We start from the raw sequence: 24,984 nt of genomic DNA on the forward strand, positions 1-24,984 counted from the left end.
CCTTCCGCCTGCACTACGCAGGATCGAGGGCGCGGTGCAGCGCATGGGCGACGGCTAGGCCGGTGTTCGTGACGTGTGTCTGCCAGATCGATGCGGCGGCTTCGGCATCGCGACACCTCATCGCTTCCATGAGCAACGCGTGTTCGTGCATGGCTTGATCCCAACGCGCGTCGTCGACAATGGCATTGTAGCGGCCGCGGCGGCCGCGGAGTTCGAGGCGGGCATGGGTGGCCACGAGGTCGGGGTTCCCGGACAGGGTCAGCACAGCAGCGTGGATTTCGTTGTTGACCGCGAAATACGCTTGCCTTTCACGGCGGCGGTGATGCGCCACCATCGCGGCATGCCGGCGTTCGAGTTCGTCGCAATCTTCTGCGTGCATCCTCATCGTCGCGAGCCGCGCCGCCAGGGCTTCCAAAGCCGCCATGACTTCGAAAAGGGCGAGTGCCTCGTCGGCCGTGTAGGGGAGGACGCGCGCTCCGCGGTTGGGCAGGAGTTCCACCAAGCGGTCCTCGGCCAGAATGATCAGTGCCTCGCGGACCGGCGTGGCCGATACCGCGAGCGAAGCCGCAAGGGCCGCCACCTGGACGCGCGTTCCAGGCGGCAGTGTGCCCTGCACGATCATCGCGCGCAGATGGTCGGCGACCGATGCCGCAAGCGACGAGCGGGCGATGGGGAAGGTGTCCTCGGCGGGCACGGGCGCCGATCGTTCTGCCGTCATGGTGCGGGGTCGGCTGCGGCGGCTTGGGCGAGGACGGCCTCTCCGGTTCGCCGGGCGTGCGCCAGGATGAGGGCGCCCGCTTGTGCGCCGTCACCGCGAAGGAGTGCCTCGATCCAACCTTCGTGCTCGCGCATCGAGTCCGCCCAGCGCGCCGTCGAGGTCAGCGTCGAGGATCTGTTGTGCCGCGCCTTGTTGGACAACTCCCGGTGCAACGCCTCGAGAACCGGGCTCTCGGCCAAGCGGACGATGAGCGCATGCATCTTCTGGTTGGCCTGGAAATAGGCTTGCTGGCGTCCTTCGCGGAAGCTCGCCTTCATGGTTTCCTGCAGCGCCCGCACGTCTGCGGCCGTGTGAGGCGTGATGCGTTCCGCCGCACGCTCCGCCGCATGGCGCTCCAGGGCTCCGATGACCTCGAAATGGTCGAGGATCTCGATATCCGAGAAGCGCCGGACCCGGGCCCCCCGTCCGGGCAGAAGCTCGAGCAAACCTTCGGAAGCCAGAAGCTTGACCGCTTCCCGGAGGGGCGTTCGCGACACCCCAAGCGCCCGGGCGATCGCGACCTCGTTGACCTTCTCGCCCGCTGCGATCTCGCCGCGCATCACCAAACGCCGCAAACGGTCGGCCGCCAGAGCGTGAAGCGGTTCGCGGCGCAGCGTCGGGGGCCCGCTTCGTTCCGCAAGCTCGGCGTGAGCGGATGATGCCTGATCGGTCACGATTTGCGGTTTCAAGGAACGCGGCACCCTGGCTGAGACCGTATCGCGACACGGGGCAGTGTGCACGATCTTTGGCCGCATCGCTTCCGGGAGACAAGCCTGTTCGTGAGGCAGCTCCCTTGGCGTGATCGCTTATAGAATAATCAATTTTGTATGCACTATTTGAAAATTGCGCCGAAAACAATGGTTTATAAATTGGCACAGTATGTGCACATCGGCTTCTGTGATCGCTTGTGGCCCCCGGAGGTGTTTGATGCCCAATCCGTCGTCCCGTTTCTCGCCCGCCACCGCCTGCCTTGCAGCTGCGGCCGCGCTCCTGGCCGGGACGGCCGCCCCCGTTGCCGCGGCCACCCCGCGTGACGTCCTGATCGAGGTGGCCGAGCATGGTCCCAATTCGCTCGATCCGATGACCCCGGCCGCCAACGAAACCAGTCAGCTCGTCGCTTGGCAGATCTACGACCGGCTGGTCACGCACGCCTTGAAGGCCACGCCGGATGGCAAGACCGTCTACGACGCCAGCAAGCTCGAGCCCGAGCTGGCAGAAAGCTGGACCGTCGATCCCGACGGCAAGACCATGGTGTTCCATCTGCGCAAGGATGCGGTGTTTCACGACGGCAGCCCGGTCACGGCGGCCGATGTGAAATGGTCGTTCGACCGCGCCATCGCGGCCGGTGGCTTTCCCGCCATTCAGATGGCGGCGGGCTCTTTGACCGATCCCAAGCAATTCACGGCCGTGGACGACCATACCTTCAAGATCACGCTCGACGCCGCCAACAAGCTGACGATGCCCGACCTCACGGTGCCGGTCCCCGACATCATGAATGCGAAGCTGGCCTTGTCGCACGCGACCGCCGAAGACCCTTGGGCGCTGAACTGGACGCGCGAGCATGATGCCGGGGGCGGCCCCTACAAGATCGCCAGCTGGAAGCCGGGCGATCAGATCGTGTTCGAGCGCTTCGACGCCTGGAAGTCCGGCCCGGCGCCGGCCATGAAGCGGGTCGTTTACCGCGAGATCGCATCGCCGGGAACGCGCCGCGCCCTGCTCGAAAAGGGTGACGTCGATGTTTCGATCGGCCTGCCGCCGAAGGATTACGCCGAACTGGCCTCGGCCGGAAAGGTCAACGTCATCGGTACGCTGATGCAGAACGAGATGTTCTACGTCGATTTGAGCACCACCACGAAGCCCTTCGACAACAAGCTGGTGCGCCAGGCGGTAGCCTATGCGGTGCCCTACGCCGCCATCATGAGCCAGGCGCTTTACGGGCGCGGCGAGCCGATGTTCGGCGCCGATCCGAAGGCGCCCTATGCGCCGAAGTGGCCCGTGGCGTCGCCCTACCAGACCGATCTCGCCAAGGCCAAGGATCTGCTGAAGCAGGCCGGCTACCCCGACGGCTTCAAAACCGAGATGTTCATCGACATGAGCCAGTCGACCGTCCAGGAGCCGATGGCGCTGCTGATCCAGGAACAGCTGAAGAAGATCGGCATCGACATGGCGATCACCAAGGTGCCGGGCTCGGAGTGGTTCGCCCGCATGGGGTCCAAGAAGCTGCCGATGGACATCAACTATTTCTACGGTTGGCTCGACTACCCGGAATACTTCTACTTTTGGACCTATGACGGCAAGAACAACAGCGTGTTCAATACGCCGAACTACGTCAATCCGGCGCTCGACGAGCTCACCAATGCGGCCCGGTTCGAAAAGGAGCCGGCCAAATACGACGCGCTCATCTCCAAGATGAACACCATCGCCATGGACGACGTGCCACGCATCCCGATCGCGCATCTGTTCTCGGATATCGCGCTGCAAAAGGATGTGAAGGGGTACGTCTACTGGTTCCACACCAACCTCGACTACCGCTTCATCACCAAGAACTGAGGCGCCTATCCCGTGACGCCGCCGTCTCCAACCCGGGGAAGGTGGTGTCGCGCCCTGGAAAGCAATCGCCATCCATGTCGTCCCTCATCACGGTCGCCAAACGCGTTTCCTCCGCGGTGCCGAGCCTTATCGGAGTCGTAATCGTCACCTTTCTGCTGGCGCGCGCGCTGCCGGGTGACCCGGCGGCCTATTATGCCGGCGCCTCGGCGACGCCTGAAAGCATCGCGCAGATCCGCGCCAAGCTCGGCCTCGACCGCTCGTGGCTGGTTCAGTTCGGCGACTACGTGAACCACCTCGTCCATGGCGATCTCGGACAATCGGTGTCGAGCGGCGCGCCCGTGCTGACCGATCTTGCGACGCGGCTGCCCGCTTCGATCGAACTCACCGGCGCGGCGCTGTTGTTCGCCCTGCTGCTGGGCCTGCCACTCGGCATCCTGGCCGCAACCCGCCCCGGGTCGCCGGTCGACCACCTGTGCCGGGTACTGGTCACCGTGGGGGCGGCGTTCCCGACCTTTTTCGTCGCGCTGCTGCTCGTCTTCGTCTTCTACTTCAAGCTCGGCATCGCGCCGGAGCCGCTCGGCCGGCTCAACGAGATCTACCAGACCGCGCCCCCGACCGTGACGGGCTTGCTGCTGGTCGACACGCTGTTGGCAGGCGACGGCGAAGCGTTCCGGGCGGCCTTCGGGCAGCTGGTTCTGCCCGCCGTCTCGCTTGGCCTGTTCGCGCTCGCCCCCATCGCGCGCATCACCCGGGCCGCCATGCTGGAAGCACTCGCGAGCGACTATGCCCGCACGGCGCGGGCCATGGGGCTTGCCCGGGGCCGCATTGTCTTCGTTTACGCTCTGCGCAATGCCGCGCTGCCCATCGTCAACATCCTCGGCATGGTGTTCTCGTTCCTGCTCGGCGCCAACGTGCTGGTCGAACAGGTCTTCGCCTGGCCCGGCATCGGCGCTTATGCGGTCAAGGCCGTGATCGCGTCCGACTATGCTGCCGTCCAGGGCTTCGTGCTGATGATGGCCGTGGTGTTCATCCTTCTCAACCTCGGCGTCGACCTGCTGGCGGCCGCCATGGACCCGCGGGTGCGCTACGATGGCTGACGCGACCGCGACGGCGGCATTCTGGAGCGAGGCGCGCCACCTCGCTGTCGAGAACAAGCTGACCCTGGTGGCGGGCTTGATCCTCGTCGGCCTCTGCGTTCTGGCGATCGGCGGCGCCGCGATGGCGCCCTACGACCCGCTGACCACCGACGTGTCCGCCACCCTCAAGGGCCCCTCGCTGGCGCATTGGTTCGGCACCGACGCGCTTGGCCGCGACCTGCTCAGCCGCGTCATCGTGGCGACGCGGCTCGATCTCGGCATGGCGGTCGGGGCCGTGGCGCTGTCCTTCCTGTGCGGCACCACGCTTGGCGCCGTCGGAGGTTACCTCGGCGGCTGGGCCGACGGGCTGATCGGGCGGGTGATGGACACCATCATGGCCTTTCCGCTCTTCGTGCTGGCCATGGGCATCGTGGCGGCGCTCGGCAACAGCGTCGCCAACATCGTGCTGGCCACCGCCATCATCAACCTGCCGTTCTATGCCCGCTTCGCCCGGGCCGAGGTGAACGTGCGGCGTGAACTCACCTATGTGGATGCGGCCCGCATGGGCGGCAACGCGCCGGCCCGCGTGCTGGCGCGCCACATCGTGCCCAACATCCTGCCCACCATGGCGGTGCAGGCTTCGCTCAACCTCGGCTGGGCGATCCTCAATGCGGCGGGCCTGTCCTTCATCGGGCTCGGGGTTCGGCCGCCGATGCCGGAATGGGGCATCATGGTGTCGGAGGGGGCCTCCTACATCATCTCGGGCGAGTGGTGGACCTTCGCGTTCCCCGGCTTCGCGCTCGTGCTGGCGGTGTTCTGCTTCAACCTGATCGGCGACGGCTTGCGCGACCTGATCGATCCGAGGCGACGCACATGAGCGAACCCCTTCTTTCGGTGCAAGGGCTGACACTCGACTTTGAAACCCGCAAGGGCCGCGTCAAGGCGCTCGAAGACATCAGCTTCAGCCTCGCGCGTGGCGAGATCCTCGGCATCGTGGGCGAAAGCGGCTCGGGCAAGTCCGTGCTGTCCTTTGCCATCATGGGCCTGCTCGACGCCGCCGCCCGGATGCGAAGCGGCGCCATCCGATTCGAGGGCATGGACCTGGCGCAAAAGGGCGCGGTCGCGGCGCTGCGCGGGCGCGAACTGTCGATGATCTTCCAGAGCCCGCGCACGGCCCTCAACCCGATCCGCCGCGTCGGCCAGCAGATCGAGGACGTGCTGGTGCGCCATGGGCCGATGCCGCGCGCAAAGGCCCGCGAGGCCGCGGTCGCGGCCATCGCCCGCGTGCGCATCCCCGATGCCGAGCGCCGCGCCCGCGCCTTCCCGTTCGAACTGTCGGGCGGCATGTGCCAGCGCATCATGATCGCCATGGCGCTCGCCTGCTCACCCTCGTTGTTGATCGCCGACGAGCCCACCACCGGCCTCGATGTCACCACCCAGGCCGTGGTGATGGACCTCATCCGCGATCTCGTGAAGGAAACCCGCATGGGCGCGATCCTGATCACCCACGACCTCGCGCTGGCGGGCGAATATTGCGACCGGCTGATGGTCATGCATGCCGGCCACGTGGTCGAGACGGCCCCGACCGAGAGCCTGTTCGGCGCCCTGCGCCACCCTTATACGCGGCGCCTGTTCGCCGCGACGCCGACCGCTGCCGCCACACTCGACGACCTGGCCGTCATCCCCGGGGCGCTGCCGGACCTGCGTGGCACGCTGCCGTTCTGCCGCTACCGCGACCGCTGCGAGCGCTGCGAGCCCGATTGCGACTCGGGACCCGTGCCGTTCGACGTCATCGCCCCCGATCACGCGGTCCGCTGCAGGCATCCCGCATGAGCGTGCTGCTCGACGCCCGAAACCTTTCGAAACGCTATCCCGTGCGCCACGGCGGACGCACCGGGCAACTCCATGCCGTCGATGACGTCGACCTGGCGATCGCCGAAGGCGAATGCGTCGGCCTCGTGGGCGAGTCCGGCTGCGGCAAGTCCACCATCGCCCGCCTCGCGGCACGGCTGCTCGAACCGAGTGCCGGTCGGCTCCTGTTTGCCGGCACCGACATCGGCGCGGTGCCGTTGCGCCGCTTCACCACGAGGCCGGAGCGCGCCGCCATCCAGGTGGTGTTCCAGGACCCGACCGAAAGCCTCAACCCCGGCTTCACGGTCTTCGCCGCTGTGGCGGACCCGGTGCGACACCTGCTCGGCACGGGGAATGCTGCAGCCGTCGAGGCGCGGGTCTGGCGGGCGATCGACGACGTCGGCCTGCCGCGCGCGCTGGCGCAGCGCTATCCGCACCAGCTTTCGGGCGGCCAGAAGGCGCGGGTCGGCATCGCCCGCGCCATCGCGGTCGAGCCGCGCCTGCTGATCCTCGACGAGCCGACCTCGGCGCTCGATGTGTCGGTGCAATCCGTGGTGCTCAAGCTCCTCGGTGAGCTCCGGACCCGGCGGCGCATGAGCTACCTGTTCGTTTCGCACGACCTCGACGTGGTGCGTCTCATCTGCGACCGCATCGCGGTGATGTATCTCGGCAAGATCATCGAGATCGGCACCACCGAGTCGCTGCTGCGAGTACCGGCCCATCCCTACACGCGGGCGCTGCTCGCCGCGACCCCCGACCCCAAGCGGCGCGGCTTGCAGATCGCGCGTCTCGCCGGCACGGCGACAAGCCCCATCGATCCCGATCCGAACAGCTGCCGCTTCGCCGGTCGATGCCCGCTCGAATTCTCCCGCTGTTCGGTCGAGATGCCTGCGCTGCGCCCACTCGCGACGGATCAGGCCGCCGCGTGCCATCTGGCCGGAGTTCTGCCGTGACCCGCATCCTGGTGCTCAACCCCAACACCTCGACGGCTGTGACGGAGCGGCTCGCCGCCGCGGCCCGCACGGTCGCGGCGCCGGACACCACCATCGTGGCCGTCACGGCGACGCGCGGCGTGCCTTATATCGCCACCCGGGCCGAGGCCGCGATCGGCGGCGCGGTCGTGCTCGAGATGCTGGCGGAGCACATCGGACGTTTCGATGCCGCAATCGTGGCGGCCTTCGGCGACCCCGGCCTCGGCGGCGCGCGGGAACTGATGGATGTGCCGGTGATCGGCCTCGCCGAAGCGGCCATGCTGAGCGCCTGCATGCTCGGGCGGCGCTTCTCGGTCGTGTCCTTCGCCCGGGCGCTCGGGCCCTGGTACCGTGAATGCGTGGAGGCGCACGGCCTGACGGGTCGTCTCGCCAGCATCCGCCTGCTCGACGGCCCCTTCGCGTCCCTGGCGGACGTCGGCACAGAGAAGGCCGACCTGCTGGTGGCCCTGGCCAACCAAGCCGTCACGGAGGACGAGGCGGATGTCATCGTCCTGGCCGGCGCGCCGCTGGCCGGACTCGCGCCGATCGTCAAGCACCGCATCGCCGTGCCGGTGATCGAGGGCATCGCGGCAGCCGTCAAACAGGCCGAGTTGCTGGTCGCGCTCGATGTCCGCAAGGCCGTCGCCGGCACTTACCGCCGACCCGACCCCAAGCCCTCCGATGGCCTCGCGCCCGCCCTCGCGGCGCTGCTGGCCGGCACTCCTGTCCCCAACGGTTTCCGCCCATGACGCCCGATCACTACAGCACCCTTTCGGCCGGCGAGATCGCGGCCCTCGTCAAGGCCGGTCGATGCTCCGCCGTCGCGGTGGCCGAGGCGGCCTTCGCGGTGATCGTCCGCGTCGAGCCGCACATCCACGCCTTTGCGACCCTGGCCAAGGAGCAAGCGTTGGCGGCCGCGGCGGCCGTCGATGCCCGCATCGCGCGTGGTGAGCCCGGTGGCGCGCTCGCCGGCGTGCCGGTCGCCATCAAGGACCTGGTGCTCACCAAGGGCATCCGCACCACCTTCGGCTCGGCGCTTTATGCCGATTACGTGCCCGACCACGACGACATCGTGGTGCAGCGCCTCAAGGCGGCCGGCGCGATCGTGCTCGGCAAGACCAACGCATCGGAATTCGGCTTCGGGGCGCATGGCTGCAACCTCGTCTTCCCCGTGACCCGCAATCCGTGGGACCTCAGCCGGTCGCCGGGCGGATCGAGCGCCGGTTCGGCGGCGGCGGTCGCGGCCGGCGTGTGCCCGATCGCCATCGGCAGCGACGGCGGCGGGTCGATCCGCATTCCGGCAGCCTTCAGCGGCCTTTACGGCCTCAAGGCCTCGATGGGGCGCGTGCCCCTGTGGCCCGGCTGCCGCGACGAAACGCTGCCCGGGGCTTCGGGCTGGGAGTCCATCGAGCATGTCGGCCCGATCACCCGCACGGTCGCCGATGCGGCGCTGATGTTGTCGGTGATCGCCGGGCCGGACGGGCGCGACCGCCTGTCGCTGCCGGCCGGCGACATCGATTGGACCGCCACGCCGGCGCCGCTCCCCCGGCGCCTGCGCGTCGCTTATTGGCCGCAATGGCACAACCAGCCCATCGACCCGCGCGTCAAGGCGCTGGTCGACGAGGCCGTGGCGGCCTTTGCAACAGCCTGCGACTTCGACCTCGTGGTGCAGCAGCCGCCGATGGACGACCTGTTCGCCATGTTCGGCGCCCTGGTGGCGCTCGAGACCGACCTCACCGGCATGCGGCGGCTGATCGCTGGAAAAAACGTGCCCGTCACGGCGGCCGTGTCGGGCCTGCTGGCGCAGCGGCTGCCGATCGAGGCCGCCACCGATGCGATCACCACCCGCAAGGCCTGGACCGGTGCGATGGCCCGGTTGATGGCCGACACCGACCTTGTGCTCACCCCCACGGCGCCCATCGTGGCCTTTGCGGCCGAGGCCGCCGACGGCCCCGGCGAGATCGCCGGCACCCCGGTCGGCCCGGAAGGTTGGGCGCCCTTCACCTTTCCGTTCAACCTTACGGGCCAGCCAGCCGCCAGCATTCCTTGCGGGCTCGTCGAAGGGCGCTGGCCGGTCGGCCTGCAGATCGTCGGCCGCCACTTGGCCGATGCGGACGTGCTGGCCGCGTCAGTAACGTTCGAGCGCCTGCGGCCGCCACCCCGCTGCCCGAGGCTCGGCGCATGAACGCGCCGTCGGAGGGTCGGTCCCGGCTGCGCATCGGCATGCTCACGCCGTCGTCGAACACGGTGCTCGAGCCGGTGACCACCGCTATGCTCGAGCAGGTCCCGGAGGTCAGCGTGCATTTTTCACGCTTCCGCGTCACCGCCATCGGGCTCGACGCCGCCGCGGTCGACCAGTTTGATGCAGCGCCCATGCTGGCCGCGGCGACGCTTCTGGCCGACGCCCGCGTCGATGTGATCGCCTGGAACGGCACCAGCGCCGGATGGCTCGGCCTGCAATCCGATCGCGACCTTTGCACCCGGATCGAGCAAACAACCGGCATCCGGGCCTCGACCTCGGTGCTTGCGCTGTTCGATCTTCTGCGTCTGCGCGGCGAGCGGCGCATCGGGCTCGTCACGCCCTACACGACCGACGTCCAGACCGCGATCGTGTCTGGCTTCGCGCGCGAGGGCATTACCGTGACGAGCGAACGGCACCTTGGCCTCCGCGACAACTTCAGTTTCGGCCGGGTCGACGGCAAGACCCTGGACCACGCCATCCGTGACGTCGCGAGGCAGCGACCCGAAGCCATCGTCGTGCTCTGCACCAATCTCGCCGCCGCGCCGCTCGTCGCACGCCTCGAGGAAGAGCTCGGCCTGCCGATCCACGACAGCATCGCCACAACGGTGTTCGGGGCCCTACACCGCATCGGCGGAGAGCCGACCCGAATCAAGAACTATGGCGCGCTGTTCCAAACCCCTCTCCCGGTCTGATCCATGGTGCCGATCAAGCTTCGCAGTTCTTGCGGTCAATAATGATGTTCGTTGATAGCGGTGTGGTCGCGCCGAGGCGTAGGCATGCGCCGCATGGGATCTCGCCCGTTGGGCTGGTCCGAAGCGGTCAGGTCAGGTCAGCATCTCGCATTTAACAGCACCGCATCGGGCCAGCCGAGCTTGGCCAGATGATAAGCAACCAAAGCTCCGACCACGCCGTCGCCGATGATCGTGAAGCGATAGTGACTTGCCATCGAGGGTGTCCTTCCTACCCGACTGGCAAACGCGCAAGGTTGTTTGCAGGCACTAACTTCTAGTGCGAGGGGTGGCTTCGGAGGTAAGGGGGACTGCCGGGAAGGCGGCGGGGATCGGAAAGGGCCGCATCGGCTCTGTTCGTGGCTGATTTTGCTTGTGTTTTCGCTGGCGTTCGGGTATTCTGATACTGGTGTGGCTTGGCAATTTGGCGGTCGATTGCTCGCCAATAACGCGGGCGGTCAACCCATTGTGTTGGCGGCCGGACGACACCAGTTCTCACTAGAGATCGAGGTTTCCTCGCGAGCAGCCATAGCGGGCGCCGCATCTGTCGATCGTCGGCAGAAGGCGTCTGAGCGGTGCGGGCAATCCGCAGCCGCCCCGCCAATTCCGCTTTGATGGTCGCCGTCATTTAAATCAGGCGAGTTCTTGAGGTGTAACAGGCGAGCGCTACGAAGGCTGACCCGCGATACGCGCCTCGACAGCTAGACCCATTTGTACTCACTCGCCCTGCCTAAACTCCTTGGCTATGACTGTTCGGGCTCGCCTGTTCCGAAATGCAGTGGGAGACCCTGCGACCGTCCCATGCTCTCGACCCGATCGGTGTTGCCCAGGACAACGTCGCGCCGCCAGTTGCGATCTACCCTCCCGTTCGCGCGTTTGCACACCTGCAACCTGCAAAGGCAGCGGACGAGTCGAGCTGGCACCAGCATCGTTGACCTTACGTTCAAAGATCCTCCGCCTCAGCCTATACCCCCGACATTTGCCGCCCTTTTCGTTGATGTACGGATTTCGAGGCGTCGCGGGCGGGGCAGGGTGGCGCCTGAGGCAAGCGCCGCCGCACGGTGGCATGCGCTTCCCGGCGGGGCTGGCCTTTGGTCGGATGAGCGGAGGGAGCGATCGGGACCGGCATGATCGGAGTAGGGTGGAACGATCCGCTCAGGTTCGGGCCGCCGGTGGCGACTTCAGTGCGAGCGGTCGGGTGCCTGGAAGCCGCTGGCGACGAAGGACACCCTGCCCACCGTATTGCGATGTTCGTCTTTCACCTCCATGAGCCACCATTCGGGAGGGGACAGCTCGACAGCGGCCAAAAGGGTTTCAGCCGCCCGCCTGACCGTGAATTCCTCGAGATCACTGGCGGAGGCGAGGTCCGTTCCGGCGAGATCCTCGTGAACGGTTCCGTCCTGTACGATCTCGAAAAAGTAGCGCGGCATCCCGACTCCACGGCGGCTTCACGAGAGTCGGGTTGTAAGCGGAGGCCTTGCCCAAGCGCAAGCGTTGCTGATCGTAAGCCGTCAGGGGAGGGTTTCGCTGCGAGATTGTAGATGGTCGAGCGCGGTCCTGCCCGCTGCTTCGGCTTGTTCGATCGTCGAGAACGACACGTCGCTTTCGGCCACGTGCTGGGCGTGGCGACCATAGCGGATCTGCCAAACGAAGCCGTCTGCGTTTCGGCGTACAAGCACGTGGTATGTGCGGAGCGCGTTAGCCTTGTTGGCCGGCACGATGGCGCCAGCCTCCTCGCGATTGGCTGTGCTTCAATGCAGGCGACGTCCAGACATCGAGGACACGCCTGCGGCGGCAAAGCTTCCGCTGGCCGCCTCTTGCATCGTTCCTTCGAACAGGAGGTGCCCCATCTCGTCGCGAAGGCGGATCATCGTTTGACGAACATCCCGGCCTTTCGCGTCCCCGCTGGCGATGGCGCGTTCGGCTCTGGCGCGGAGCTCCGCAAGCGCTTCACGAGATCCCGGCAGCCACAGGCCGCGATCGTGTGGTTCGGTTTTCATGACCACCCTGCGATTCCTCAGGCGGCTCGCCGGACGGGGGTCGTTTCCGCAGTGCGCGGCAGGCTTGGGACGCCGTAGCGGTCCATGGTCGGGAAGACGTGGCTCTCGACATCCATCACGGCCGCGATGACCGTCTTGTTATCGACAGGATGGGGGAAGCCCAAAGGACGGGGATCGAAACCCAGCTGGCTTGCCCGACTGACCCAGCTCGGATGCGCCTGCCACACGAGCGACGCTATGCCGAGGTCCATCGCGACATGCGACACGCACCGGAAAAGCAGACCGATCGGTCCGGACCAGCCTCTGCCATCCGTGCGGGCATGCTTTGCCGTGCCCATCCGGCTCCATTCCCAGACCAGATCCTCGCAAGGGATCGGCTGCGCGGCCAGATGCGGATAAATGCTCGACAGCACATAGGGTCGGGTGGTCGGATTGAGCCTGCTGTAAACGCGGACCGCCCCCTGATCGATGGCGACGATGTGGATCGTGTCATCCGTATCGAACTGATCGATCTCCCGCGCATCGGCGCGCCGCAGGCTGTTCCAGCCAGCTTCCTCGACAAAGGCATCGTGGCGGAAACGGAATGCGAGATCGAGCTCGGCTGCGAAACGAGGATCGAAGCCACGAATGGCATAAAGCGTCAGCATCATAAGGCTCCGTCGGAAAACGGAGCCTTTGGAGCCGAGTTGGAAGCCTGCTGGTAATCCCCCGATCGGGGGGATTGTCAGTGAATGAGGCCGAGGCGGTGGGCCCTTGCCACCAGGTGGGCCTGGGACCGGGTGTCGAGCTTGCGGGCTGCGGCTTTCAGGTAAGTGCGAACCGTCGCTTCCGAGACGCCGAGAATAGCGCCGATCTCCCAAGCTGTCTTGCCTTCGGCGAGCCAGCGGATGCAGTCAGCTTCACGCGGCGACAGCCTCACAATGGCGGCCGGCGATTGCGGACGCTTGATCCGCCTTACGGCCTCATAGGCATACAGCCCGACCAGATGCATTGCCGCCTGTTCTTGTTCGGACAGCGACCATGCCGCGTCTTCCGTTGCAAGGGACACCAGCCCTGCAACGCCCTCCAGGCCATGGACCGGAATGCAGAACCCGTCGTGCATCCTGAACTCGGCGCGTGCTTCCTGCATCACGTTGGCAGCAGGCGCATTCCGGGTGGTCGGCACGATCAGATCGCGCCAGAAATACGGCTCGTTGTGGCTGTTGACGCTGTTCGGCACCGGATCGACTTCGGCGTATCGCCGTTCCAGGTACTTGCGCTCCCAGTCCGGATGCCACCCCGAGCTATGGATCTCTCGAGCCCCAGGCGCACAGCCCGGGGGGATGTCGCAGATGATGAAGGCGCAGGCTCCGCTGTCGGCCGCGATGCCGGCGAAGGTCGTTTCGACTTCGGCGACGGTCGAGGACTGCCGTAGCTTCTCGACGAGATCGAAGGCCTGGGTCACCAGCTTCAGCATGGGATCCGCGCGTTGGGAGCCGTTCCCGGGCGCTCGGTCGGTTACGCTCGGGTGTTAAGCAAGATTTGTAACACCTGCCGGAGGATCATACACGTCCATCGGGTGCGATATTTCGTGCGGGGTCGTTCAAGCTCAGCCCTGAAACGGCTTCGCAAGGCTGCGATCGGGGCTGGCGGGGCCAATCGGCTTCACGAACGCGATCACCGCCAGGACGCCGAGCGCCGCGATGCCACCGGCCAGGACGAAGGCGGACGTGTAGGTGCCGGTTTTCTGCACCAGCAATCCCGTTACGGCCGGGCCGATGATGCCGGCGCAATTGGCCAGCGCGTGCACAAAGCCGCTGACGCTGCCGATGCGGCCGCCCGCCACGGTGTCCTGGATGATGGCCCAATAGGTGCCGCCGGTGAGATACAGGAAGAACACCGCGCACGACATCAGCGCGAGCGCGCCCGCGGTGGTTTCGACAAGGCCCGCCAGGGCCACCGAAAGGCCGGCGACGCCGAGACAGACCGTGAGCACGAGCTTGCGGGCCTGCAGCGCCTGGCCGGTGCGTCGGAAAATCGCGTCCGACAGGATGCCGCTCGACGCAAGGCCCACGAAACCAAGCATCCAGGGCAGCACGGTCGCAAGGCTCATGTCCTTGATGCTGAGGTGGCGAGCCTGCGTCAGATAGGTCGGGAACCAGGTCAGGAAGAAGAACAGGATGTAGTTGTAGCCGAAGAAGGCGAGCGCCGTGGCGAGGACGGTCGGCTGCCGCAGGTAGAAGCCGAGCGGGGCATCGCGCCCCGCGGCTTCGGCATCATCGCGTCCCTCGGCGATGGCGCCGAGCTCTGCCGGACTGATGCCGGCGTGTTGCGCTGGCGTCTCGGTCACGACGAATTGCCACACGGCCAGCCAGGCGACGCCGAGGAGGCCTGCCGCCACGAAGGCCACCTGCCAGCCATAGGCGAGCGCGACGAAACCCACGATCGGCCCCGCGATGGCGCCCCCGAGCGGAGTGCCGCAATTGGCGATGCCGACCGCGCTCGCGGCCTCGCGGCGCGGAAACCACGTGTGGACGACCTTGTTGTTGGTGGCCGACAGAGGGCCCTCGCCCATGCCGAACAGAACCCGGATCACCAGGAGCGACACAAATCCCGTGGCGGTCGCCGTGAGTGCGCAGAACAGCGACCAGGCCGTCATCGACAGGGCGTAGACGCGCTTGCCGCCGATGCGGTCCGCGGCCCAGCCGCCCACGAAGTTGAACAGCGCATAGCCGACGAAGAACGACGAAAACACAAAGCCGAGATCGGCCGGCCCAAGGCCGAGGTCCTTTGAAATCAACGGGGCCGCGACCGACAGGGCCGAACGGTCGAGGTAGTTGATGATGCCGGCCAGGAACAGCAGAAGCAGGACGTGGTGGCGTTTCTTCACGAGCTTGGTTCCTCCCATGCGTGAACGGAGCGGCGGCCCGGGGTCCTCTTTGCGGGACCGTTCAGACGGGACGCGGCACGAAGGCGATGGCGCGCAAGGGCGAACCCGAGCCGTCGATGATGGGGAGCGGCAGCGCCGCGAGCGAACAAACGGGCGGCAGATCGCCGAGGCGGGCGAAATTCTCGCCGATCAGGATGCCGGCGCCCAGCAGGGCGCGGTGGGCCGCGAAATCGGTGCTGTCGAAAGGGTCGAGCGACAGGCAGTCGCTGCCGACCACCCGGACCCCGCGTGCAACCAGCAGGGCGGCGGCGGCCCCCGACAGGCCGGGCCAGTCCCGAAGGAAAGCGGCGGGGTCGGCGTCCCAAAAACGATCCCAGCCGAAATGCAGGAACACGGCGTCGTTCTGGCGGAGGGGGCCGTGCCGCTCCTCCCAGGCCAGGATCGTGTCGGCCCCGACAGCGGTCGAGGCGGCGAGCCCCGTCGCGCCAATCGTCGCCATGCGGCCGAAGAAGCGCTCCGGCGGCACCTGGGCGATGGTGGCACCGCCGAGGATGAAGTGGGACGGGGCGTCGAAATGGGTGCCGGTGTGCTCGCCGAGCGCAAGGGCGTGCGTGCAGCTCGCGTCGCCGCCCTCCAGGGATTCGAGCGCCGTCTGGCAAAACTCCGGGTGGCCGGGCCAGACCGGCATCCCGGGCTTTAGCGGGTGGGTGAGGTCGACGAGCTCGGACCGCGACACGGCATCGAACAGGATGTCGACGGCGTTGGGCGTTGCGCTCATCGCCGCCTCATGCCGTGCGGGGCCGCGGCACGACCGCGACGATCAGGATGATGAGCGTGCCGGTGAGCAGGAAGCGGACGCCGGCCTGGAAGTGGAACGTGTTCAGCATCGTGGCCATCAGGTTGAAGAACAGGGCCGCGCCCCAGATGCCCAACGCATTGGCTTGGCCCCCCGCGACGCTGGTGCCGCCGAGCACCACCACGGCGATGCTTTCCATCAGATAGGCGTCGCCCATGTTCAGGGCCGCGCCGCCCGAAAAGCCGGACAGCAGGAAGCCCGTGAGGCCCGCGGCCGTGCCGCAGGCCATATAGGCGCCGAGGCGTACGCGCCGGACCGGCACGCCCGCGAGATCGGCGGCGCGCTCGCTTTGGCCGGTGGCGAGCAGGCGGCGGCCGAACAAAGTCCGCCGCAGCATGATGGCGGCCAGCACGGTCAACGCCATGACGACGACCGGCATCACGGGCAGGCCGCCGAGCCGGAGGGAGGCGAAGGCCGACAGCGCCGCCGGGGGCTTCAAGGTCGCGTCGCCCCCATAGGTGAAGGCCACCGACTGGAACACGAAGCTCCAGGCCAGGGTGGCGATGATCGGCGGCAAGCGCAGGGCCAGGATGGCCGCATAATTGAGGGCCCCCGCGAGCGCACCGATGGCCAGCGCGATGCCGAGACCCGGCAGGATCATCGAGGCCTGTCCATGCATGGTGGCCATGGAGGCATAGGCCGCAAGCGTCAGTACGGCCGGCACCGACAGGTCGATGTTGCCGGGACCGGACGCGATCACCAGCATCTGGCCGGTGCCGACCACGACGCTGAAGGCCCCGAACGCCAGGGCCGCGCCCGCGGTCGCGCCGGCGCTGCCGAGCCCGCCGTAGAGCGTCGTGGTGATCCACATGACGAGCGCCACGATGAAGCCGTAGGTCCAGGGCGCGGGAAGGAGGCGGAGGCTGCGCATCAGGATTTCTCCGTCACGAGGATGCGGCCGGCCAGCACGCCGAACAGGATCACGCCCTGGGCGCCGATCTGCCAGGTGGGCGGCACCTGCAGGAAGCTCAGGAGCGACCCCGCGAGCGACAGCGTGAGGGCGCCCACCACGGTGCCGACCGGGGACACGACGCCGCCCGTGAAGGCACCGCCGCCGAGGATCACGGCGCCGACGCCGAGAAGCGTATAGGCGGGCGCCACATTGGCGTCGCCCGATGTGGTCAGGCCCGTCAGGGTCAGGCCGCTGAGCAGCGCCAACACCCCGGCGGCCGCGTAAACGGCGGCCCGGATGCCGACCAGCGACCAGCCGGCACGCTCGATCGCGCGTGGGTTGGCGCCGGCGCCCCGCAGCACCGCCCCGAAGGACGAGCGCGTGATCGCCATGTGGCCGAGAACGGCCGCCGCGATCGCGATCCAGATCGGCAGCGGCAGGATCGGCGGACGCCAGCCCATGAAGCCCGACAGCCAGGCCGGCGCCGTGCCGCCCGGGGCCGGCAGCAGGATCACGGCCGTGCCGAGCCAGATGAACGACATGCCGAGCGTCACGATGATCGAGGGGAGCTGCCGGAGATAGATGAGCAGACCGAAGCCCGCATAGGCCGCGATCATCAGCGCGAAGATCACCATGGCCACGACGGGCGACGGCTGGAGGAACAGCGCCGTCACGCAGGTGACAAGCCCGACGAAGCTGCCGTTCGACAGGTCGATGTCGCCCAGCATGACCACGAGCATCTGCGACAAGGCCGCGAAGACGAGCGGCGTCGCGAGCTTGAACAACAGCGTGAAGCCGAAATAGCTCATGGCGCTCGGCCGGATGTGGAGGATGACGGCCAGCATGGCCGCGAGCGCCAGTGTCGGCAGCCCCACCGCGACGGCGTCGCGCAGCCAGGCCGGGCGGCCCGCACGGGGGCGGGCCGGAAGCGTCGCGTCAGTCATGGCCGCCCCCGAACGAGGCTTCGAGCACGCGCGCGGGCTCGATGGCGGCGCCGGACAGCATCGTCGCGGCGCGACCTTCGCGAAACACGTACAAGCGTTCGCAATTGGTGAGTTCCTCGAGTTCGGTCGTGTACCAGACGAAGCAGCGGCCCCGGTCGGCTTCGCTGCGGATCAGGCGGTAGACGTCCTGCTTGGTGTTGACGTCGACGCCCCGCATGGGGTCGTCGAGGAAGATCACCTCCGCGTCGGAGGCAAGCGCGCGGGCGAACAGCACCTTCTGCTGGTTGCCGCCGCTGAGGCTGAGGATCGGGGCATCGACGCTCGGCGCCTTGACCTTGAGGCGTTCGGCCCAGCTTCGGGCCAGGGCGCGTTCGGCCGCGACCGAAATGAGGCCGCGCCGGCGCAGCGCGTCGAGGCTGCGGATCGTCAGGTTGTCGGCGATGGACCAGAGCGCGAAGACACCCTCGGTGCCGCGATCGCCCGCCACATAGGCCACCGGATGGGCGCCGCGTCGTCCGGCCGCGTAGAGCGCCCGCAGGCGCTCGCGTTGCCCGTGGCCGTCGAGCCCCGCGAAGCCGATGATGTCGCCCGCCGCGGCGCGGATCGGCAGATCGCCCGCAACCCGGCCCGGATGGTCGACCACGAGGGCGGCCTCCGCGGTCGGTGCGGGCCGGGCCTTGCGCTCACGCTCGCGCGGGGCCTCGACCGTGCCCATGAGGCCCACGAGCTCGGCCCGGGACAGGCCCGCGATCGGTCGCTCGGCCACGACGGCGCCATCCACCATGACGACCGCGCGGTCGCACACGGCCATGATCTCGTCGAGCCGGTGGGTGATCAGGATGGCCGAGATGCCGCGAACCGCCGCGGCACGCACATAGGCCAGCAACTGGTTCGCGGCTTCGTGTCCCAGCGCCGACGTCGGCTCGTCGAGGATGACGCAGCGGACCGGCACGTCGGTTTCGCTGAACGCGCGGGCGATCTCGGCCATCTGACGGGCTCCGATCGGCAGGTCCGACACCCGCGCGCCGGGCGCGATGCCGTGGCCGGGGAAGATGGCGTCGAGCGTGCGCCCGATGGCGGCGGCGGCGCGGCGGCGCCAGCCGAAGCCTTTCAGGGCCCGGTGCATCACGCGGGTGTTCTCGGCGAGCGTGAGGTTGGCGCAAAGCGACAGTTCCTGGAACACGCAGCGCAGGCCGTGGGCCTGAGCCCGGTGCGGGCTCCAGCTGTCCACCTCCGTGTCGCCGATGCGGAACGTGCCGCTGCTGCGCTGCACGGTGCCGGCCAGCACGTTCATCAGCGTCGACTTGCCGGCGCCGTTGTGGCCGACGAGCCCCACCACCTCGCCGGGCCGGATCGCGAAATCGACGCCGTTCAGCGCCTTGACGGCCCCATAATGCTTGCGCGCGTCCCGCACGGCCAGGAACGGCTGCCCGGCCATGGCCGGCCGGGCTTCCGCGGGCGCCATCGTGCTGGCGATGACGCTCATTTCGGGGCCGGCACGCCGGGCAACGGCTTGTGGTCGATATTGGCGTCGATGATGTCGGCCACGAGTTGCTGACCATAGGTGGCGTTGACGACGCCGCCGTCGGGCACATGGGCCAGCCAGGCGTCGAGATCCGCCTGATCGATGCGCAGGAGCGGCACCTCGACGAATTTCGGCACCTTCTTGCCGGCCAGGATCTGCTGGGCCACCCAGAAGGCCACCTGGGACACGCTCGGGGTCGCGCCGAGCGAGAAGGTCTCGTAGCCGTTGGCGGCGTGCTCCTGCTTCCACAGCGCGAGCTCGTCCTGCCGGTTGCCCATGACGATGACGGGCAGCGGCCGGTTGGCGCTCTTGAACGCCATGGCGGCCCCGTAGCCGTCGCCGCCCTGGGTCAGCACACCGTCGATCTTGGGCAGCGAGGGGAGGACGCCCGACACCTCCTTCTGGGCCACCGTCGCGGTCCAGTTGCCGTAGACCTCGTTGGCGATCTTGTAGGCGGGGTGGTCCTTGAGGGCCTTCAACACGCCTTCGTGGAGCCGCTTGTCGAAGCCGTCGCCCGCCTGGCCGCGGATCTCGAGCAGGGTCGCGTCCTTGGTGCCGAGGCGACCCGCCAGATAGTCGAGTTCGGCCTTGCCGTAGCTGTCGAGATCATAATCGACCCGGTAGGCGCAGGGCTCGGTGACGCCGCTGGCGAAGGCCACCACCACGATGCCGGCGTCGCAGGCATCCTTGACGACGCCGTTGAGCGCGGTGTCGGAGCCGGCCAATACCGCGATGGCGCTATAACCTTGCAGGATAAGATTCTGGATCTGCGAGGCCTGTTCGGTGACCGAGTTGTTGGCGCTCACCACCGTGGTGCCCTTGACGATCTTGTCCTTGACGGCCTGGGCCGCGGTTTCCTCGAAACTCTTGATCATCACCTGGCGGAAGGAATTGCCTGCGTAGGAATTCGAAAACGCAATGGTCTTGTCGCTCGTGTCCCCCTTGGCGAGTTCGCCGGCCCGCACGGGCGTCGCGGCGGCGCCGCAAAGCAGAAGGGCCGCGAGGGCGGTTCGTTTGGTTCGGGCATGCGTGGTCACGGTTGCTTCCTCCTGGTGATGGTTGTGTTCCACCGCTCTTTCGGCGGCTTGGCGTGCGCCCTTGCGCCCGCTCAGAGCGGCAGGTCGCGCAGTCGCGAGATGGCCCGCATGACGCCGCGCAATTCGGCCAGACCCTTGAGGCGGCCCGTGGCGGAATAGCCGGGGAAATGGCCGGTCCGGCCGATGTCGCCCAGAAGCTCGTGGCCGTGATCGGGGCGCATCGGAAGGCGCCAGCGCGGGTCGCCCGCCGCCTTGCGGCGTCCCTGCTCGGCCAGCAGCGCCTCCACCAGCGCCACCATGTCGGTGTCGCCGTCGAGGTGGTCGGCCTCCATGAAGGAGCCGTCAGGCTCGACCCTGACGTTGCGCAGATGGGCGAAGTGGATGCGGGACGCGAAGCGCCGCGCGATCCCGACCACGTCGTTGTCGACGCTCGAGCCGAGCGAGCCGCTGCAGAGCGTGATGCCGTTCGACGGCGAGTCCACGGCTTCGGTGATGAAGGCGAGGTCGTCGGCGCTCGACACGATGCGGGGAAGCCCGAGCAGCGGGCGTGGCGGATCGTCGGGGTGGATCGCCATGCGCAGCCCCACGGCCTCGGCCGTCGGGATCACGGCTTCGAGGAAGCGCTTCAGGGTCTGCCGCAGCCGTTCGGGCGTCACGTCGCGGTAGCGGTCGAGCATGCCGCGCAGACCCACGATGTCGTAGCGATCGAAGGCGCCCGGCAGGCCGGCCATGACGGTCGCCAGCAAGGCGTCGCGGTCACTTGGCCGGCTGGCCGCGAACCAGGCGCGGGCGCGTTCCATCACCACCGGTTGGTAGTCCGCCTCGGCGCCCGGGCGCTCCAGCATCAGCACGTCGAAGGCCGCCCATTCGTGGGCGTTGAAGCGCAGCGCCCGGCCCCCGTTGGCGAGGCGGTGGTGCAGTTCGGTCCGGGCCCAGTCGAGCACCGGCATAAAGTTGTAGCAGATCGTCGTCACCCCGCAGGCCGCGAGGTTGCGGATGGAGGTGCGATAGGTTTCGAACAGCGGCTCGAGGTCGCCCTCACCGATCTTGATGGATTCATGCACCGGCAGGCTTTCGGCCACGCTCCAGCGCAGTTCGAGCGCCGGATCGGCGCCGATGGCGGCCTGCCGCTCGCGGATCGCGTCTTCGGTCCACACGGCCCCATAGGGGATGTCATGCAACGCCGTGACGATGCCGGTGGCGCCGGCCTGGCGCGCCTCGGCCAAGGTCACGCCGTCGTTCGGCCCGAACCAGCGCCATGTTTCCTGCATCTCGGCTCCTCGGCTGCGATCGGTTCAGAACAGGGCGGGGTGGCGGGCCGGCAGGTCGCTGACGATCTTCAGCACCTCGGCCATGTGGGCCCGCATGGCGGCTTCCGCCGCGGCGGGGTCGCGGTCGAGCACCGCCGCCAGGATGGCGCGATGTTGTTCGAGCAGCAGCGCGATGGGGGTTGCGGCCGGCAGGCTGAGGAAGCGGATGCGGTCGAACTGCACTTTCTCGCGCTCGACGATGCCCCAAACGCTGCCGAGCCCGATGGCCTCGGCGAAGCCCGCATGGAAGGCGTCGTCGAAGTCGATGAAATGCTCGGCGTCGAGGCCGGCTTCGGCCTGGGCGGCCAGCGCCGCCTCGATGTGGCGGCGCTGGCCGTCCGACAGGCCTTCGGTTGCGGCGCGGCGCACCACGGCGATCTCGAGCGCTTCGCGCACGAAGCGGGCCCTCTCGATGGCGGGCAACGACAGTCGCCCCACGAAGCTGCCGCGCTGCGGCAGCACGTCGATGAGCCCGTCCTCGCCGAGCCGGATCAACGCTTCGCGCACCGGACCGCGACTGGTGCCGAACCGCAGCGCCAGCTCGTTCTCGGACAGTTTCGCACCCGGCAGGAGCGCGAGCGTAACGATCTCGCGCCGCAGGGCGGCATAGATGGCGCGCGTCGTCGGCGGGTGGGACGAGGCAGGATCGCGGAGCGGCTCGGGGCGCATGCCGCCTAATCCGCGAAGTCGAGCTGCACCTTCACGGTGCGCTCCGGATGGCGTTCGATGAGGTCGAAGGCGTCCCGGGCGTCGCGGGCCGCAAAGGTCTGAGTAATCATCGCGGCGGGCTTGAGCTGGCCTGAGGCCAGCCAGTCCATGACCTGGGGCAGCAGCGCCCGGTTGAGGCGCGAACCGAACAGCGCGAGTTCCTTCTTGACGATCTCCTGCTGGCTCACCGCGCAGGGCGCGGGCGAGAACCCCAGAATGCCGATGCGCCCCGCCGGGCTCGCAACCCGACAGGCTTCGGCCAGCAGCGCCGGGACGCCGGCGCCGTCGATCACCAGCGACGGTCCGAGCCCGTCGTGCTCGGCTGCGACGCGGGACGGCACATCGTCGTTCGACGAGTCGATCGTCGCGTCAGCCCCGAAAGCCCGCGCGCGCTCGAGACGCGCCGGATCGATGTCGGCCACGAGGCAGCGCGCGCCGTGGAGCTTCGCCACCTGCAGCACCGTCAGCCCCACCGTTCCGGCGCCGTAGATCAGCACGGAATCGTTCGCCTCGATGCCGGTCCTGGCGAGCACGTTGGCGGCGATCGACAATGGCTCCGCCAGGGCGGCGACGTCGATCGGCACGCCGTCCGGCACGGGAACGCAGTTGCGGGCCGGCACGACGAGACGATCACGGAAGCCGCCATCGCGATGGACGCCGAAGACTTCCAGGGTGCCGCAGACATTGGAGCGGCCGATGCGGCACGGGTAGCAATGCCCGCAGGCCACCACGGGATCGACCACCACGCGCTGGCCGACCGCAAGCGCCGATGCGCCGGCCCCGAGTGCCTCGACCACGCCCGCGAACTCGTGGCCGATGACCCGCGGGTAGCGCGCAAAGGGGTTGGAGCCGTGCAGGATATGCAGATCCGAGCCGCAGATGCCGGCCCGCTGCACCCGGATCAAAACCTCGCCCGGCGCGGCTGCGCCGCTCGAGGCAGCCTCGGAAATCCGGAGCCGGTGTGGCTCATCGACGAAAATCGCGACCATGCTGTGCCAACTTGTTAACTAGTTAAAACCTAGCAGGATGTTCGGCGCCGAACAAGTCGGCAATGCGATACATTCCGCCCGGGAGCCTGTGTCGGCCGCAGCGGATGACCCATGTGGCGATCCAGGTTTAATGTGCGGAGTGGGTTTTGCCTGGGCGATGATCCCGGTAGCGTCGAGGCAACGCAGCGTCAGGCGGGGCCGGCGAGCGTCACATCGCCTGACAAAGGCGAAGCACCCCTGGACCAACGGTCAGGTCGAGTGGACGAACGGGACCATCAAGGGCGCCACCGTCAAATGCTTTCACTACGACGACTACGCGCAGCTACGGCAGCATCTGGTCGACTACATTGACGCCTTGAACGGCGGACAGCGACTGAAGACCCTCACAAGCCTCGCGCCCTACGAAACCTCCTGGAAACAATGAACATCAAAGCTGGAACGCTTCAGGCTTGATCAAATTCAGCAAATGCCAGGACTGAACACCTAATCTCCTTGAGGTTGGCGCAAGGCGCAGCCCCGAGGAATGCATGCCCGCACTGCCTTCCAAGTTGCAAGAGCGCATACTGAAGTGGCGCTAGCTTGGATTGCAAGCAAGCCTGCGGTCAGCAATCTCTGAAGCTGGACGCTATCTATGCTGTTATAAAACTTCCATCTGGAATTGCGGCGCTGGTCAGCGGTGTGACCAGTAATCAGTGAGCTTCGGTTCGCCGCAAGTGTCCTGGAACGTCACTTTCAATTCGTCGGCGCCTGTCCTACCGTAACGGAATGGCCCATCGTGATGCTCCTCGACAAGCAGATCTCGAATTCAGCGATTACGTCAACGCGCCCCAACTCGATACCCAATCTGACGGTGACAAGGGTGATACTCCGGAACGGCAGACTCCAGCCGTAAGAAAAGCCATCGCGGCCGGTCTCCGACAGGCCAGAAGGGGGGAGTTCGCAGACCCCGCCGCCATCAAGGCCATCTTTCGGCGTGCCAGCGTGTGAAGCTCATGTACTCAGCCGGCGCTGAGTACGATCTGAACGCCATTTTCGCTTATCTCCGGCTGAAGGCGCACTCGACGACGGTTCGAAACCGGCTCCTCGATATCGAACACGCCTTGGAGCGCATCAGGGACATGCCCCTCAGCGGTCGATTGCAGCAGGGTGGGAGAATACGCAAAGTTCTTAGCTCGCGGCACCGCTACCGCATCTTTTATTACATGCGTAATGCCAAGACGGTCGTCATCATCACGATCCAGGATCCTGCGCGCAATACGGACTTCGAAGATGCGTGACGAGTTGATCTGTTGGGCTGAGGGGACACTGAGCATAATCCGGACGCCGATGCCGTGGCCCGCCGGAACAATGCAGCATGGCTGCCCGAAGAGGGTTGTTGCAAACTTTGTATCAAGATCAGGCGCCATCATCGTGAGCATAGCTTAAGATATTATTTTGTGATTGATAGCTGTACGTGATCTGCAAGGCCATGTTTTGCGTATGCAGTAAAAACGCGTGAACGCAGGACCTCGTCACATCAACGTACGCTGGACAGAACGCCTGGCCCAGTCGCGCAATCTGATTTTGAGGTGACGTCGGTTTTCTGGTCCGGAGGCTAACCTATCCCGATCACAAGGGATGGCACGGAAATGAAGACGACGCGGAAGCGGTACACGGGTGAGTTCAGGGTCAGGGTGGTG

General features: G+C 67.2%; 25 protein-coding genes and 1 pseudogene. 10 read left to right on the forward strand and 16 right to left on the reverse strand.

Annotated elements, in window-relative coordinates:
* Positions 1-13: 13 nt before the first annotated feature.
* On the reverse strand, positions 14-718 hold the full coding sequence (locus tag P7D22_RS06530) for a GntR family transcriptional regulator (RefSeq protein WP_319933413.1): 705 nt from the start codon (positions 716-718) through the stop codon (positions 14-16).
* Positions 715-1,446: a GntR family transcriptional regulator gene (locus tag P7D22_RS06535; RefSeq protein WP_319933414.1), complete on the reverse strand. Its 732-nt coding sequence runs from the start codon at positions 1,444-1,446 to the stop codon at positions 715-717. The genes P7D22_RS06530 and P7D22_RS06535 overlap by 4 nt, the downstream gene beginning before the upstream one ends.
* A 238-nt stretch (positions 1,447-1,684) precedes the next feature.
* On the opposite strand from P7D22_RS06535, the gene P7D22_RS06540 reads away from it, so the two are divergent.
* The 8 genes from P7D22_RS06540 (at position 1,685) to P7D22_RS06575 (ending at position 10,139) form a co-directional block, all read left to right on the forward strand.
* A complete protein-coding gene (locus P7D22_RS06540) occupies positions 1,685-3,307 on the forward strand; it encodes an ABC transporter substrate-binding protein (RefSeq protein WP_319933415.1) in 1,623 nt (540 codons plus the stop codon).
* A gap of 74 nt (positions 3,308-3,381) precedes the next feature.
* Positions 3,382-4,404 (forward strand): ABC transporter permease, encoded by a 1,023-nt coding sequence (locus P7D22_RS06545; RefSeq protein WP_319933416.1) that lies wholly within the window; start codon positions 3,382-3,384, stop codon positions 4,402-4,404.
* Positions 4,397-5,260 (forward strand): ABC transporter permease, encoded by an 864-nt coding sequence (locus P7D22_RS06550; RefSeq protein ID WP_319933417.1) that lies wholly within the window; start codon positions 4,397-4,399, stop codon positions 5,258-5,260. The genes P7D22_RS06545 and P7D22_RS06550 overlap by 8 nt, the downstream gene beginning before the upstream one ends.
* Positions 5,257-6,216: an ABC transporter ATP-binding protein gene (locus P7D22_RS06555; RefSeq protein ID WP_319933418.1), complete on the forward strand. Its 960-nt coding sequence runs from the start codon at positions 5,257-5,259 to the stop codon at positions 6,214-6,216. The genes P7D22_RS06550 and P7D22_RS06555 overlap by 4 nt, the downstream gene beginning before the upstream one ends.
* Positions 6,213-7,187: an ABC transporter ATP-binding protein gene (locus P7D22_RS06560; RefSeq protein WP_319933419.1), complete on the forward strand. Its 975-nt coding sequence runs from the start codon at positions 6,213-6,215 to the stop codon at positions 7,185-7,187. The genes P7D22_RS06555 and P7D22_RS06560 overlap by 4 nt, the downstream gene beginning before the upstream one ends.
* The gene (locus tag P7D22_RS06565; RefSeq protein ID WP_319933420.1) at positions 7,184-7,954 is read left to right on the forward strand and encodes an aspartate/glutamate racemase family protein; all 771 of its coding nucleotides are present in this window, start codon (positions 7,184-7,186) and stop codon (positions 7,952-7,954) included. Before P7D22_RS06560 ends, P7D22_RS06565 begins: the two co-directional genes overlap by 4 nt.
* On the forward strand, positions 7,951-9,390 hold the full coding sequence (locus P7D22_RS06570; protein WP_319933421.1) for an amidase: 1,440 nt from the start codon (positions 7,951-7,953) through the stop codon (positions 9,388-9,390). The genes P7D22_RS06565 and P7D22_RS06570 overlap by 4 nt, the downstream gene beginning before the upstream one ends.
* Positions 9,387-10,139: a maleate cis-trans isomerase family protein gene (locus P7D22_RS06575; protein WP_319933422.1), complete on the forward strand. Its 753-nt coding sequence runs from the start codon at positions 9,387-9,389 to the stop codon at positions 10,137-10,139. The genes P7D22_RS06570 and P7D22_RS06575 overlap by 4 nt, the downstream gene beginning before the upstream one ends.
* A 1,217-nt stretch (positions 10,140-11,356) precedes the next feature.
* Here P7D22_RS06575 and P7D22_RS06580 read toward each other — a convergent pair.
* From P7D22_RS06580 to P7D22_RS06645, 14 genes are all read right to left on the reverse strand, one after another.
* Positions 11,357-11,605: a DUF6894 family protein gene (locus P7D22_RS06580; RefSeq protein WP_319933423.1), complete on the reverse strand. Its 249-nt coding sequence runs from the start codon at positions 11,603-11,605 to the stop codon at positions 11,357-11,359.
* A gap of 81 nt (positions 11,606-11,686) precedes the next feature.
* The gene (locus P7D22_RS06585) at positions 11,687-11,893 is read right to left on the reverse strand and encodes a hypothetical protein (protein WP_319933424.1); all 207 of its coding nucleotides are present in this window, start codon (positions 11,891-11,893) and stop codon (positions 11,687-11,689) included.
* 33 nt (positions 11,894-11,926) lie between these two features.
* Positions 11,927-12,181, reverse strand: a complete 255-nt coding sequence (locus P7D22_RS06590; RefSeq protein WP_319933425.1) for a hypothetical protein — start codon at positions 12,179-12,181, stop codon at positions 11,927-11,929.
* Positions 12,182-12,192: 11 nt separating this feature from the next.
* Positions 12,193-12,822 carry an acyl-homoserine-lactone synthase gene (locus P7D22_RS06595; RefSeq protein WP_319933426.1) on the reverse strand — a complete coding sequence of 210 codons (630 nt, stop codon included), beginning with the start codon at positions 12,820-12,822 and terminating at the stop codon, positions 12,193-12,195.
* Between the two features lie 77 nt (positions 12,823-12,899).
* Positions 12,900-13,631 carry a helix-turn-helix transcriptional regulator gene (locus P7D22_RS06600; RefSeq protein WP_319933427.1) on the reverse strand — a complete coding sequence of 244 codons (732 nt, stop codon included), beginning with the start codon at positions 13,629-13,631 and terminating at the stop codon, positions 12,900-12,902.
* Positions 13,632-13,763: 132 nt separating this feature from the next.
* Entirely contained in the window at positions 13,764-15,044 is a 1,281-nt protein-coding gene (locus P7D22_RS06605; RefSeq protein ID WP_319933428.1) for an MFS transporter, read from the reverse strand.
* Between the two features lie 61 nt (positions 15,045-15,105).
* Positions 15,106-15,822 carry a cyclase family protein gene (locus tag P7D22_RS06610; protein WP_319933429.1) on the reverse strand — a complete coding sequence of 239 codons (717 nt, stop codon included), beginning with the start codon at positions 15,820-15,822 and terminating at the stop codon, positions 15,106-15,108.
* Between the two features lie 7 nt (positions 15,823-15,829).
* Complete coding sequence (locus P7D22_RS06615; protein ID WP_319933430.1) at positions 15,830-16,771, reverse strand: ABC transporter permease; 942 nt, start codon at positions 16,769-16,771, stop codon at positions 15,830-15,832.
* Complete coding sequence (locus P7D22_RS06620) at positions 16,771-17,736, reverse strand: ABC transporter permease (RefSeq protein WP_319933431.1); 966 nt, start codon at positions 17,734-17,736, stop codon at positions 16,771-16,773. The genes P7D22_RS06615 and P7D22_RS06620 overlap by 1 nt, the downstream gene beginning before the upstream one ends.
* Entirely contained in the window at positions 17,729-19,222 is a 1,494-nt protein-coding gene (locus tag P7D22_RS06625) for a sugar ABC transporter ATP-binding protein (RefSeq protein WP_319933432.1), read from the reverse strand. The genes P7D22_RS06620 and P7D22_RS06625 overlap by 8 nt, the downstream gene beginning before the upstream one ends.
* A complete protein-coding gene (locus tag P7D22_RS06630; RefSeq protein WP_319933433.1) occupies positions 19,219-20,298 on the reverse strand; it encodes an ABC transporter substrate-binding protein in 1,080 nt (359 codons plus the stop codon). The genes P7D22_RS06625 and P7D22_RS06630 overlap by 4 nt, the downstream gene beginning before the upstream one ends.
* A gap of 71 nt (positions 20,299-20,369) precedes the next feature.
* A complete protein-coding gene (uxuA, locus tag P7D22_RS06635; RefSeq protein WP_319933434.1) occupies positions 20,370-21,569 on the reverse strand; it encodes a mannonate dehydratase in 1,200 nt (399 codons plus the stop codon).
* Positions 21,570-21,593: 24 nt separating this feature from the next.
* Positions 21,594-22,277 (reverse strand): GntR family transcriptional regulator, encoded by a 684-nt coding sequence (locus P7D22_RS06640; protein WP_319933435.1) that lies wholly within the window; start codon positions 22,275-22,277, stop codon positions 21,594-21,596.
* Positions 22,278-22,282: 5 nt separating this feature from the next.
* Entirely contained in the window at positions 22,283-23,305 is a 1,023-nt protein-coding gene (locus P7D22_RS06645; RefSeq protein WP_319933436.1) for a Zn-dependent oxidoreductase, read from the reverse strand.
* Between the two features lie 211 nt (positions 23,306-23,516).
* On the opposite strand from P7D22_RS06645, the pseudogene P7D22_RS06650 reads away from it, so the two are divergent.
* Together P7D22_RS06650 and P7D22_RS23420 are read left to right on the forward strand one after the other, a co-directional pair.
* Positions 23,517-23,792 (forward strand): annotated as a pseudogene (locus P7D22_RS06650) (IS481 family transposase); the annotation flags it as partial.
* A gap of 505 nt (positions 23,793-24,297) precedes the next feature.
* Complete coding sequence (locus tag P7D22_RS23420; protein WP_442916038.1) at positions 24,298-24,582, forward strand: type II toxin-antitoxin system RelE/ParE family toxin; 285 nt, start codon at positions 24,298-24,300, stop codon at positions 24,580-24,582.
* The last annotated feature ends 402 nt before the right edge of the window (positions 24,583-24,984 follow it).

The sequence above is a fragment of the Lichenihabitans sp. Uapishka_5 genome (assembly GCF_033947565.1).
Classification (GTDB): domain Bacteria; phylum Pseudomonadota; class Alphaproteobacteria; order Rhizobiales; family Beijerinckiaceae; genus Lichenihabitans.

Bases quoted from the DNA above. Each gene is read 5' to 3' on its own strand.
- P7D22_RS06595 (WP_319933426.1), bottom strand. From the start codon at position 12,822: ATGCTGACGCTTTATGCCATTCGTGGCTTCGATCCTCGTTTCGCAGCC.
- P7D22_RS06615 (WP_319933430.1), bottom strand. From the start codon at position 16,771: ATGCGCAGCCTCCGCCTCCTTCCCGCGCCCTGGACCTACGGCTTCATC.
- P7D22_RS06625 (WP_319933432.1), bottom strand. From the start codon at position 19,222: ATGAGCGTCATCGCCAGCACGATGGCGCCCGCGGAAGCCCGGCCGGCC.
- P7D22_RS06545 (WP_319933416.1), top strand. From the start codon at position 3,382: ATGTCGTCCCTCATCACGGTCGCCAAACGCGTTTCCTCCGCGGTGCCG.
- P7D22_RS06550 (WP_319933417.1), top strand. From the start codon at position 4,397: ATGGCTGACGCGACCGCGACGGCGGCATTCTGGAGCGAGGCGCGCCAC.
- P7D22_RS06540 (WP_319933415.1), top strand. From the start codon at position 1,685: ATGCCCAATCCGTCGTCCCGTTTCTCGCCCGCCACCGCCTGCCTTGCA.
- P7D22_RS06580 (WP_319933423.1), bottom strand. From the start codon at position 11,605: ATGCCGCGCTACTTTTTCGAGATCGTACAGGACGGAACCGTTCACGAG.
- P7D22_RS06575 (WP_319933422.1), top strand. From the start codon at position 9,387: ATGAACGCGCCGTCGGAGGGTCGGTCCCGGCTGCGCATCGGCATGCTC.
- P7D22_RS06600 (WP_319933427.1), bottom strand. From the start codon at position 13,631: ATGCTGAAGCTGGTGACCCAGGCCTTCGATCTCGTCGAGAAGCTACGG.
- P7D22_RS06560 (WP_319933419.1), top strand. From the start codon at position 6,213: ATGAGCGTGCTGCTCGACGCCCGAAACCTTTCGAAACGCTATCCCGTG.
- P7D22_RS06610 (WP_319933429.1), bottom strand. From the start codon at position 15,822: ATGAGCGCAACGCCCAACGCCGTCGACATCCTGTTCGATGCCGTGTCG.
- P7D22_RS06570 (WP_319933421.1), top strand. From the start codon at position 7,951: ATGACGCCCGATCACTACAGCACCCTTTCGGCCGGCGAGATCGCGGCC.
- P7D22_RS06555 (WP_319933418.1), top strand. From the start codon at position 5,257: ATGAGCGAACCCCTTCTTTCGGTGCAAGGGCTGACACTCGACTTTGAA.
- P7D22_RS23420 (WP_442916038.1), top strand. From the start codon at position 24,298: ATGTACTCAGCCGGCGCTGAGTACGATCTGAACGCCATTTTCGCTTAT.
- P7D22_RS06645 (WP_319933436.1), bottom strand. From the start codon at position 23,305: ATGGTCGCGATTTTCGTCGATGAGCCACACCGGCTCCGGATTTCCGAG.
- uxuA (WP_319933434.1), bottom strand. From the start codon at position 21,569: ATGCAGGAAACATGGCGCTGGTTCGGGCCGAACGACGGCGTGACCTTG.
- P7D22_RS06640 (WP_319933435.1), bottom strand. From the start codon at position 22,277: ATGCGCCCCGAGCCGCTCCGCGATCCTGCCTCGTCCCACCCGCCGACG.
- P7D22_RS06530 (WP_319933413.1), bottom strand. From the start codon at position 718: ATGACGGCAGAACGATCGGCGCCCGTGCCCGCCGAGGACACCTTCCCC.
- P7D22_RS06620 (WP_319933431.1), bottom strand. From the start codon at position 17,736: ATGACTGACGCGACGCTTCCGGCCCGCCCCCGTGCGGGCCGCCCGGCC.